Source organism: Ventrimonas sp., assembly GCF_048380235.1.
GTDB lineage: Bacteria > Bacillota > Clostridia > Lachnospirales > Lachnospiraceae > Brotaphodocola.
Genome location: NZ_DBFCCJ010000075.1, coordinates 39,815 through 49,440 on the forward strand (window position 1 = coordinate 39,815; position 9,626 = coordinate 49,440).

The window sequence follows — 9,626 nt, forward strand, 5'->3', positions numbered from 1 at the left end:
GGATATCCCCCTTATATTTTCTGGTATTTTATGTTTGGATTCTGTATTTATTTTACAACGGCATTTTTGCCGATGAATTCAACTACTTTGTAGATCATAGCAGTCTCATCTACCATGTCAGCGCCATAAGTGTCCTGCAGAGTCTTTACGTCAGTACCATAGCGCTCTGCAAGGCTCTCACGATCTGCGTCATCCACGGTAAAGCCCTCTTTTTCTGCTACCGCAGCGATCAGAAGCTGCTGTTTAATGGCATTTTCCGCTGCAGTATGTAAGGTTGCCTTGAATTCATCCTCTGTCTGGCCCATCATCTCTGCGTAGCTTTCCATGGTGAAGCCATAAGAGGAGAACATATTCTCATAATAGCTTACCTGGTTGTTATACTGCTGCTCCACTGCAGCCTCATTTAAGCTGTATTCGGAGTTGTCCATAGCTGCCGCAAATGCGTCATCCTCAACCTGCTGTGCCGCGCTCTGCTCCTTCTCCTTCTGAAGAGTTTCCATGGTATCTGCCTTAAACTCATCTACCGTAGAGAAATCAGAAACGCGCTGTACAAATGCGTCATCTAATACCGCATTTTTCTTCTCCTCAATCTTGTTTACGGTTACATCAAACACAACGGCCTGTCCGGCAAGATCTGCATTGGCATAGTCCTCCGGGAAGGTCAGGTTCAGACTGCGCTCCTCACCTGTATTTGCTCCGATCAGCCCATCCTCAAATCCGTCAATGAACACGCCGGAACCAAGCTCCAGATCATAACCCTCTGCGGTGCCGCCATCAAAAGCCTCACCATCCTTCATTCCAACATAGTCAATGTTGACCGTGTCGCCCTTCTGGGCCGGACGGTCTGTAATCTCGGTCACCTCCGGATTCGCCTTCAGAATGCTTGCGATCCGCTGATCAAGATCTGCCTCTGTCACCGTGGTATCCTGTTTGGTAACCTCAACACCTTTGTACTGGCCAAGGTTTGTCACTTCCCCTTTATCGGTGATCTCTGCCTGAGTCTCACTTGCAGCGGTGGTGGTCTCCTCCGCTGTATCTGACTTTTTGCCGCATCCTGATGCCAGCATTACGGCTGCCGCGCAGCAAAGGGTCAGTCTCACATATTTTTTCATAATATCTTCCTCATTTTGTCTTTCTATATTTCTATATGTTATAGCATATTGTGGCCGTTAAAAAAAGCATTTCACGACAATTTCATAAATTTTTCAGGTCTCGTTCATTATTTGTAAAATGCACAGAAGGCTTTGTATGTATTGTACACATCCAGCTTGGAGGAAAGCTCAAACGGAGCATGCATGGAAAGGATCGGTACACCAAGATCTACTACATCGATGTCCATATGTGCTACATACTTGGCAATAGTTCCACCGCCGCCCTGGTCTACCGCACCAAGCTCACCGGCTTGCCAGTACACGCCATTCTCTTCCATAATTCCGATCACCTTCGCCATGGTCTCTGCGCTTGCATCGTTGGACGCAGATTTGCCGCGGGCACCGGTGTATTTGGTCAGTACGCAGCCTTTATTGATGTAGCAGGAGTTGTTTGCCTCAAACACATCCCCGAAGGTTGGATCATAGGCTGCGTTTACATCAGAGGAAAGGCACAGTGTATGCTGGCAGAGATCCTTGACATCCGCACCCTGCATCTGGGCCAGACGCTCCAGATAATGCTTTAAGAAATCCGAATTCATACCGGTGTTGCCCTCGGAACCGATCTCTTCTTTATCTACCAGAGCCGTCACGGTGGTGTATTCCGGAGCTTTTGCCTGTATCTCAGCCATCATGGCCGTATAGGCACAGATGCGGTCGTCCTGCCCGTAAGCGCCGATCATGCTGCGGTCCAGTCCGACATCCACTGCCTTTTGTGCCGGAACCATCTCGATCTCTGCACGGTAAAAGTCTGCCTCGGTAATACCGTATTTCTCGTTCAGCAGCTTTAACGCCATCAGCTTCACCGGTTCTTTTACGCTGTCATCCACAAACGGAACAGAACCGATGATGACATTCAGCTCCTCGCCCTTTAATCCCTCACTCAGCTTTCTCTCATTCTGCTTTGCAGCCAGATGCGGAAGAAGGTCGCTGACACAGAAGACCGGATCACCATCCTGTTCGCCGATGGAAATCTTTACACTTTCACCATTCTTCTTAATGACCACACCGTGCATGGCAAGCGGTGTGGTACCCCACTGGTATTTGCGGATACCGCCGTAATAGTGGGTCTTAAAGTATGCCATATCGTTTTTTTCATAAACCGGATTCGGTTTTAAATCCAGGCGCGGGGAGTCGATGTGCGCGCCGTTGATGCGCACGCCTTCCTTCAGCGGCTTCTGGCCGAAGGTGGTCATGATGATGGCTTTCTTCCGGTTCACAAAATACACCTTATCGCCCGGCTGATACTGTTTTGTAAAATCGACTGCTGTGTAGCCAGCTGCCTCCAGGCGCTTTACGGCCGCCTCCACGCACTCCCGCTCTGTTTTTCCTTCATTTAAAAATGCCTTGTATCCCTCACAGAATGCAGCCGCCTCTTCAATCTGCCCAGGGGCTTCCTTCCCGATATGCGGAAAGCAAAATGTCAGCTGCTCTTCCAGCAGTCTGCCTGCTGTTTTCTCCTTCTCACTCATGCTTATTCTCCTTCTGCGCTCCTGCCGGCTTCCGGCAGAACGCCCTTTTTCTATTGTATCTGACTATGAAACGATTCCGTTCTCATCGGCATTCAGCACCAGGGTAAACGGTCCGTCATTAAACAGCTCTACCTTCATATCTGCGCCAAAGCTTCCATGCTCCACTTTCGGAACATACTGCTTACAGCGCTCTACAAAGTATTCATAAAGCCTGTTCGCCTTATCCGGTGCTCCCGCCCTGACAAAGCTCGGCCGGTTGCCCTTATGACAGTCTGCGTACAGAGTAAACTGGCTCACCACCAGAAGTTCCCCGCCCACATCCGTCAGAGACAGATTGGTCTTTCCGTTCTCATCTGCAAAGATCCGCAGCTTGCAGATCTTGTCTGCCATCTTGTCTGCCACGGTCTCATTATCTTCATCTGAAACGCCAAGCAGGATCAGAAAGCCATTGCCGATGGCTCCGATAACCTCACCGTCTACTTTGACACTGGCCTGTGTCACTCTCTGTAAAACTACACGCATGGTTGTATCTCCTGTAACTCTCTTATTTTATCGAAGCACCAGCTTCAGATATTCAAACAGCGACTCCGTTGCCTCCTCACGGTAAACGATCTCCCGCGCCAGGACCGGCCGGTCGGTGATGATCCCGTCCACTCCGAGAAGTGTCAGCCGCTCCAGTTCACTTTTGCTGTTCACGGTCCAGGCATAGACAGCTTTACCCTGTTCATGAGCATTCTGCATCAGCGCAGACGTCACAAAGCCGGAGCGGATACTGATGAAATCTATATCCTCGCTGGAATAAAAATTTCCGTAAGCCGCAGATATGATATATCCGGTACGCACCTCCGGCAGAACCGCTTTGACCCGCCTCAGGTACGGAAGGTTTGTGGAAGTTACCACACACTGATTCTCCATTCCATAGGCCTTGATCATCTCTGCAGTCTTCTCCGGCAGTTCACTGTTTTTTCCAACGTATTTGATCTCGATATTTAAACCGATTTTCTGGCTGCATAGCTCCAGCACCTCGCTGAGAGCCGGAATCCGCGTTCCCTCATAGCTTTTGGAAAACCAGGAGCCCACGTCCAGCTGTTCCAGTTGTGCAAAGGTCATGGATGCAATCGAACGGTTTACACCTGCTACCCGCTTTAAGCTGGCATCATGCCCCAGCACGATCACACCGTCAGAAGTCATCTGAACATCGATCTCAACACTGTCCGCCATCTCTTCCATGGCCTTCTCAATAGCCGGGATTGTGTTTTCCGGCGCAGTCACGGAGCTGCCGCGGTGTGCCGTGATCTCAGTCTCGATCAGGAGCTCCTCTGAAAGCTCGGAACCATTGCGGACCAGGTCATAAATATAAAACAGTCCAACACCGAGCAGCGCTGCCAGCACCACTGCCATCGTCTTGCGGTTTATGCTTCCCCTGGCCGGATAACCGAAATCCCAGCGCTCTGCATGAAATCTGCGGTTCCCGTACTGGTAATACGCCACGGAAAGCGCAGCAAATACCATCACAAATGTCAGCATGGAGGCCAGATAAATGATGCCGGTCTCCAGACGGTCCGCCGCTGAAAGCAGCACGGCCATCGCCAGGCTTTGTCTGGAAAAATATACCACACAGACCGCCGCCACGCACACCGAAACTGCATAAACAGCCGAAGCCAGCAGGATAACCGCCAGTTCCCAGAACATGGCAAGAGAAGCAATCCTCCATTTACGTTTATGGGTCATCTGCCAGCTGCGCACCACGCCGCTGTGGAAATGCTTCTGTTCGATCATGCAGCCATACACGGTCAGTGACCGTGGGATCACTGCCAGAATCCCGAAGATCAGCAGGATGATCAGAAAGGTCACTGCCACCGGCTGTTTCTTCAATTCCTGAAAAATGAAATTGGCCGGTTTATAACGGACTATGGTTCTCAGGATAAAGGGCAGATGGATCAGCAGATACTGGGCTGCCAGAAACAGCGGCAGCTGCCAGTTACGTTTTTCCATCTCATCCTTCATTTTCTGAAGACCGCCCCAGAGGATATGCAAAGGGGTCAGCTTCTGATAATAGGCTGACCCCTGAAATGCCGTAACCAGTCCGGCTGTCTCCAGTGACAGGATCAGGATCCCGACAAACGCCGCTGCTGCAAAGGCAAGCAGCGTTACCGGCTGTATCAGAAAATTCCCGATATTAGCCGGTGTCAGATAGCTGTACCCTGCTGCCCGCAACGCCAGCCGGATCCCGCGGCTGACAAGCCGCATATAAACCGGTGTCGTGATTCCACGGTATAAAAATTCGAACAAAAGAATATTTTTCCAGTTTTGCCGTATGATCTGCCAGGTATCTTTTGTCAGTATCTTCATAAATTACTCTTTCGGTTCCAGTTCATCCTCCTGGGCCTTTCGGGTCTCCAGGATTGACTGATTCAAAGAAAACATCTTTGCGTCCAGCATATCTACCATATCGGCGCATGCCTTCAGTTCAGCCTGCAGAGAGTCCGGACCGCTTCCTTCAAACTTATAATAGATCTTATGCTCCAGGCTGGCCCAGAAATCCTGCGCAATAGTTCGGATCTGGATCTCCACCTTGGTTTCTACCGGACCCTCCGTCAGGTAAATGGGAATGGTCACCACCATATGATAGCTCTTATAGCCATTTGGCTTTGGCTTACGGATATAGTCCTTCACATAGAGGACCGTAACATCCTTCTGGCGTGCGATCATATCCGCAATCTGGTAAATGTCCTGGTTAAAGGAACAGATGATGCGGATGCCTGCAATGTCGCTGAGCTTTTCTACCATGTTTTCTATGGTCACCTCATAGCCATTGCGCTTCATTTTCTTGACGATGCTGTCCGGGGTCTTCACCCTGGATTTGATGTGTTCAATGGGCGTGTGCCCATACATATGAATGAACTCTTCGTTTAAGATCTCGATTTTTGTATTGATTGCCTTCAGTGCTGATTCATACAGAAACATCACAGAATTCCACTGATCCAGCTGACTGTAGGCATTTGGGATATATACCAATATCTATCCCTCCTTTGATTACCATATACAGTAACGATTGATGCACTTCAGCCGGATGAAAATTTCTAGAACTTCAGGCCCTTCAGCAGTGCTCCCAGTCCGGTGGTTGCTTCACCGGTCTCTTTGTACTCAAATTTCTCAACCGGCTCTTCCGGTTCTCCCTCTGCGGTCAGTGCCTTCATGCTGAGGCTGATCTTACCGTCTTTGACGCCGGTGACCTTTACCGTCACGTTCTGGCCCTCTTTTAATACAACACCCGGATGCTTGATACGCTGATTGCTGATCTGTGATACATGCAGGAGTCCGCTTAAACCATTTTCCAGATTTACGAATGCGCCGTAATCCTTTAAGCTGTCTACCGTACCATTCACAACAGAGCCAACCTCAACAGCGGCCAGCTTCTCAGCACGCTCAGCAGCCTTCTTCTCCTGAAGGACGGCTCTTGCGGAGAGAACCAGTCTCTTCTTCTCCATGTCAACGGTGATCGGAACCACCTCCAGATGCTGGCCGACCAGATCCTCCAGCTTCTCGATGTAATGATCTGCTGCCTGGGATGCAGGGATAAAGCCCTGAATATCATCAACATAGGCGACCAGACCGCCCTTAACTGCCTCTTTTACCTTTACCTTTAAAACGGTCTTGTCTTCCATCTGTTGTGCAAGCTCTGCCCACTTCTCAGCATCCGGACCTTCCTGATCCTGATATGCGTTATTGCGGCGTGCGTCATATTCCTTATAAGATGCTTCCAGCTCGCTGGCAAAATCTTCCATTGTTTCTTTTACTTCACTCATAATGTTTACTCCTTTTCCCGTTCCGGCATGGAACGATTCCATAATAATAACTTTACCATATTTCCTGCGAATTTGCTATAGATTTGCTATAGTTTTCTGGTTTTTGGCCGGAAAGCGTGTTATAATTCTATTAGTTTGTACACGATATTTTTATCAGGAGAAATGACTATGATCCACGATATTTTAGATCTTCATACCCATACGATCATGAGCGGTCACGCCTACAACACCATGCAGGAGATGATCCGTTCCGCTTCCGAAAAGGGAGTAAGGCTCCTTGGCATAACCGAGCATGCCCCCCGCATTCCCGGCGCCTGCCATCCGTTTTATTTCATCAATTTCAGGGTTGTTCCCCGGGAACAGTTCGGAGTAAAGCTGATGCTTGGCTGTGAGCTGAACATCATCGACTACAAAGGCAATGTCGACCTTGAGCCGCGCTATCTTGCCGGCCTGGACTATGCAGTTGCCAGCATCCATGAACCCTGCTATGACAGCGGGACCACAGCACAGAACACAGCTGCCTATCTCGGCGTTATGAAGAATCCTGCGGTCCAGATCATCGGCCACCCGGATGACGGCCGCTTCCCCATTGACTACGAAACCCTAGTCTGCGCCGCAAAAGAGCACCATGTGCTTCTTGAGGTCAATTCCAGCTCCCTGCACCCGGAATGCCATCGTTTAAATGCACGAGAGAATTATATCACGATGCTGGAGCTGTGCCACAGGTACAAGGTGTCTGTCATTATGGACAGTGACGCGCACAGCGATGCCGACGTTGGAAACCACACCCGCGCACAGGCACTTTTAGATGAGATTGGTTTCCCGGAGGAGCTGGTCGTAAACACCTCCATTGAAAAAGCTGCGGAGTATATCCCGTATTTACATAAACCACTCTATCTGGGAGGTCAGGCACATGATTAACTTTTTAAACCTGGAATATTTTCTGGTAGCCGCCGAAGAGCTGAACTTTACCAAGGCTGCCAAAAAGCTGTTCATTTCCCAGCAATCCTTAAGCAACCATATCTCCAATATGGAAAAAGAATTCGATGTCATCCTCTTCAACCGCACCACGCCCCTGACCCTGACCTATGCCGGTCAGGCACTGAAGGCTAAGGCCAGACAAATGCTGGAGCTGCGGGACGAGACCTACCGCGAGCTTTCCGATATCAAGGACTTCTCTGTGGGTCAGCTCACCCTGGGGCTTTCCCACACCAGAGGTCGCGTCATCCTGCCGGAAATCCTGCCGGTCTTTAAGGACCGCTTTCCGAATATCGACCTGAAGCTGGTGGAGGGCAATTCCTCCGAGCTGGCAAATGACCTGCTCCACGGAAATATTGACCTGATCATTGACATGCTTCCCTTTAAAGTAGAAAATGTCGAAACCGTACCAATCTGTGAAGAGGAAATCCTGCTGGCTGTTCCTGACATTGTGCTGGAGCATGCGTTCCCGGGCCGCTTAAAGGAGATAAAACAACAGCTTTCAGAACACACGGACTTAAAGCTTCTGGCCGGCTGCCCATTTCTTCTGATCAACAAGGGAAACCGCGTCCGTACTATCGCAGACGAAATGTTCGAAGAAGCACAGATCACGCCGAATATCGTGCTGGAAACCGAGAATATCCAGACGGTGCTGGCCCTGGCTGAAAAAGGCATGGGCATCACCTTCTATCCACGCATGTTCATCTCCGGACAGGCTGAGATCGAGGAACTGAAAAACGGACAGGGTCCGTTAAACTTCTATTCCCTGGATCATCCAAAGGCTCACGGCGTTCTGGCCATCGGTTACCACAAGGGTCATTATATGTCACAGGCTACCAAAGAATTCATACAAACGGCAAAGAAAATGATATAAAATTTTTATAGCAAATGCGGAGAAAAGGATTGACATCCTGCTCCGCATTTGCTATAATTCAATCATAGTAATTATTACTATTATTTATTGATGAAAAGGAGCTGCCATGAAGACATTAAAATACAGTCGTCAGAGGGAATCCATCAAAGCAAGTCTTATGAGCCGCAAGGATCATCCGACCGCAGACGCCGTATACGCAAGCATTCGCGAGGAGTTCCCAAACATCAGTCTCGGTACGGTTTACCGAAACTTAAACCTTCTTGTAGAACTGGGAGAGGCACAGAAGCTCGCCTTTGGAGATGGAAAGGACCACTTTGACGCAGATACCAGCCTGCATTACCACTTTGTATGCAGAAGCTGCGGTGCTGTCACAGACCTTCCCATGGAACCGCTTGCCGACATCGACCAGAAAGCACAGAGCTGTACCGCAGACCAGATTGAAGACCACACTGTCTTCTTTTTCGGACGCTGCGCGAACTGCTTTCAGAAGGAAGGCCATTAAGTATCACACAGGTTACACAGAGCATCACGGACAGATACCGGCAGGTCAGTACCGGTATCCGGGCCAAAACCATATCAAATATTCACATGTAAAGGAGAAAAGTCATGAAGAAATGGGTTTGTACAGTATGTGGTTATGTTTACGAGGGAGACGCTGCACCGGAATTCTGCCCGGTATGTAAGGCACCTGCTTCCAAGTTTAAAGAGCAGGAAGGCGAAATGGTATGGGCTGCAGAGCACGTTGTAGGCGTTGCTCAGGGCGTCAGCGAAGATATCCTGGCAGATTTAAGAGCAAACTTCGAGGGTGAGTGCTCCGAGGTAGGTATGTACCTGGCTATGGCAAGAGTTGCTCACAGAGAGGGCTATCCGGAGATCGGCCTTTACTGGGAGAAGGCAGCTTACGAAGAGGCTGAGCACGCTGCAAAGTTTGCAGAGCTGTTAGGTGAGGTTGTTACCGACTCCACCAAGAAGAACCTGGAGATGAGAGTTGCCGCAGAGCACGGTGCAACCGAGGGTAAATTTGACCTGGCTAAGCGCGCAAAAGCAGCAAATCTCGACGCAATCCATGATACCGTTCATGAAATGGCAAGAGACGAGGCAAGACACGGCAAGGCATTTGAGGGCCTGTTAAAGAGATACTTCGGTTAATTGCCTGATTTCCAAATAGCAATTAGACGGAACTAATAAAGGTCCGGAAGAGAATGAGACCGCCTTCCTCTATTTTCACATATCGTTGTTTGCTTGCTCTCACAACACGCGTTCGCCTGCATCGGACTACATCCGCTGCATTCGTACACGTGTGTTCAAGATGCAAACACCTGATATGCTGAAAATCCCGGAAAGC

Annotated in this window: 10 protein-coding genes; 4 read left to right on the top strand and 6 right to left on the bottom strand. The window is 49.6% G+C overall.

Annotated elements, in window-relative coordinates; translation table 11 throughout:
• Positions 1 to 47: 47 nt before the first annotated feature.
• The 6 genes from tig to ACMP1L_RS11645 form a co-directional block, all read right to left on the bottom strand.
• Entirely contained in the window at positions 48 to 1,112 is a 1,065-nt protein-coding gene (gene tig, locus ACMP1L_RS11620; RefSeq protein WP_418453105.1) for a trigger factor, read from the bottom strand.
• A gap of 107 nt (positions 1,113 to 1,219) precedes the next feature.
• Positions 1,220 to 2,620, bottom strand: coding sequence for an aminopeptidase (locus tag ACMP1L_RS11625; protein WP_177303328.1), 1,401 nt, complete (start codon positions 2,618 to 2,620; stop codon positions 1,220 to 1,222).
• A gap of 63 nt (positions 2,621 to 2,683) precedes the next feature.
• Positions 2,684 to 3,142 carry a D-aminoacyl-tRNA deacylase gene (dtd, locus tag ACMP1L_RS11630; RefSeq protein WP_177303327.1) on the bottom strand — a complete coding sequence of 153 codons (459 nt, stop codon included), beginning with the start codon at positions 3,140 to 3,142 and terminating at the stop codon, positions 2,684 to 2,686.
• A gap of 27 nt (positions 3,143 to 3,169) precedes the next feature.
• Positions 3,170 to 4,972, bottom strand: a complete 1,803-nt coding sequence (locus ACMP1L_RS11635; protein ID WP_418453106.1) for a glycerophosphodiester phosphodiesterase family protein — start codon at positions 4,970 to 4,972, stop codon at positions 3,170 to 3,172.
• 3 nt (positions 4,973 to 4,975) lie between these two features.
• Positions 4,976 to 5,638: a GTP pyrophosphokinase gene (locus ACMP1L_RS11640; RefSeq protein ID WP_373242354.1), complete on the bottom strand. Its 663-nt coding sequence runs from the start codon at positions 5,636 to 5,638 to the stop codon at positions 4,976 to 4,978.
• Between the two features lie 65 nt (positions 5,639 to 5,703).
• The gene (locus tag ACMP1L_RS11645; protein WP_418453107.1) at positions 5,704 to 6,429 is read right to left on the bottom strand and encodes a S1 RNA-binding domain-containing protein; all 726 of its coding nucleotides are present in this window, start codon (positions 6,427 to 6,429) and stop codon (positions 5,704 to 5,706) included.
• A gap of 171 nt (positions 6,430 to 6,600) precedes the next feature.
• Here ACMP1L_RS11645 and ACMP1L_RS11650 point away from each other — a divergent pair, with 171 nt between their 5' ends.
• The 4 genes from ACMP1L_RS11650 (at position 6,601) to ACMP1L_RS11665 (ending at position 9,430) form a co-directional block, all read left to right on the top strand.
• Positions 6,601 to 7,350 (top strand): phosphatase, encoded by a 750-nt coding sequence (locus ACMP1L_RS11650; protein ID WP_475544545.1) that lies wholly within the window; start codon positions 6,601 to 6,603, stop codon positions 7,348 to 7,350.
• The gene (locus ACMP1L_RS11655; protein ID WP_118732593.1) at positions 7,343 to 8,281 is read left to right on the top strand and encodes a LysR family transcriptional regulator; all 939 of its coding nucleotides are present in this window, start codon (positions 7,343 to 7,345) and stop codon (positions 8,279 to 8,281) included. The genes ACMP1L_RS11650 and ACMP1L_RS11655 overlap by 8 nt, the downstream gene beginning before the upstream one ends.
• Positions 8,282 to 8,387: 106 nt before the next feature.
• A complete protein-coding gene (locus tag ACMP1L_RS11660; RefSeq protein WP_118732594.1) occupies positions 8,388 to 8,783 on the top strand; it encodes a Fur family transcriptional regulator in 396 nt (131 codons plus the stop codon).
• Positions 8,784 to 8,887: 104 nt separating this feature from the next.
• Positions 8,888 to 9,430, top strand: a complete 543-nt coding sequence (locus ACMP1L_RS11665) for an NADH peroxidase (RefSeq protein WP_118732595.1) — start codon at positions 8,888 to 8,890, stop codon at positions 9,428 to 9,430.
• The last annotated feature ends 196 nt before the right edge of the window (positions 9,431 to 9,626 follow it).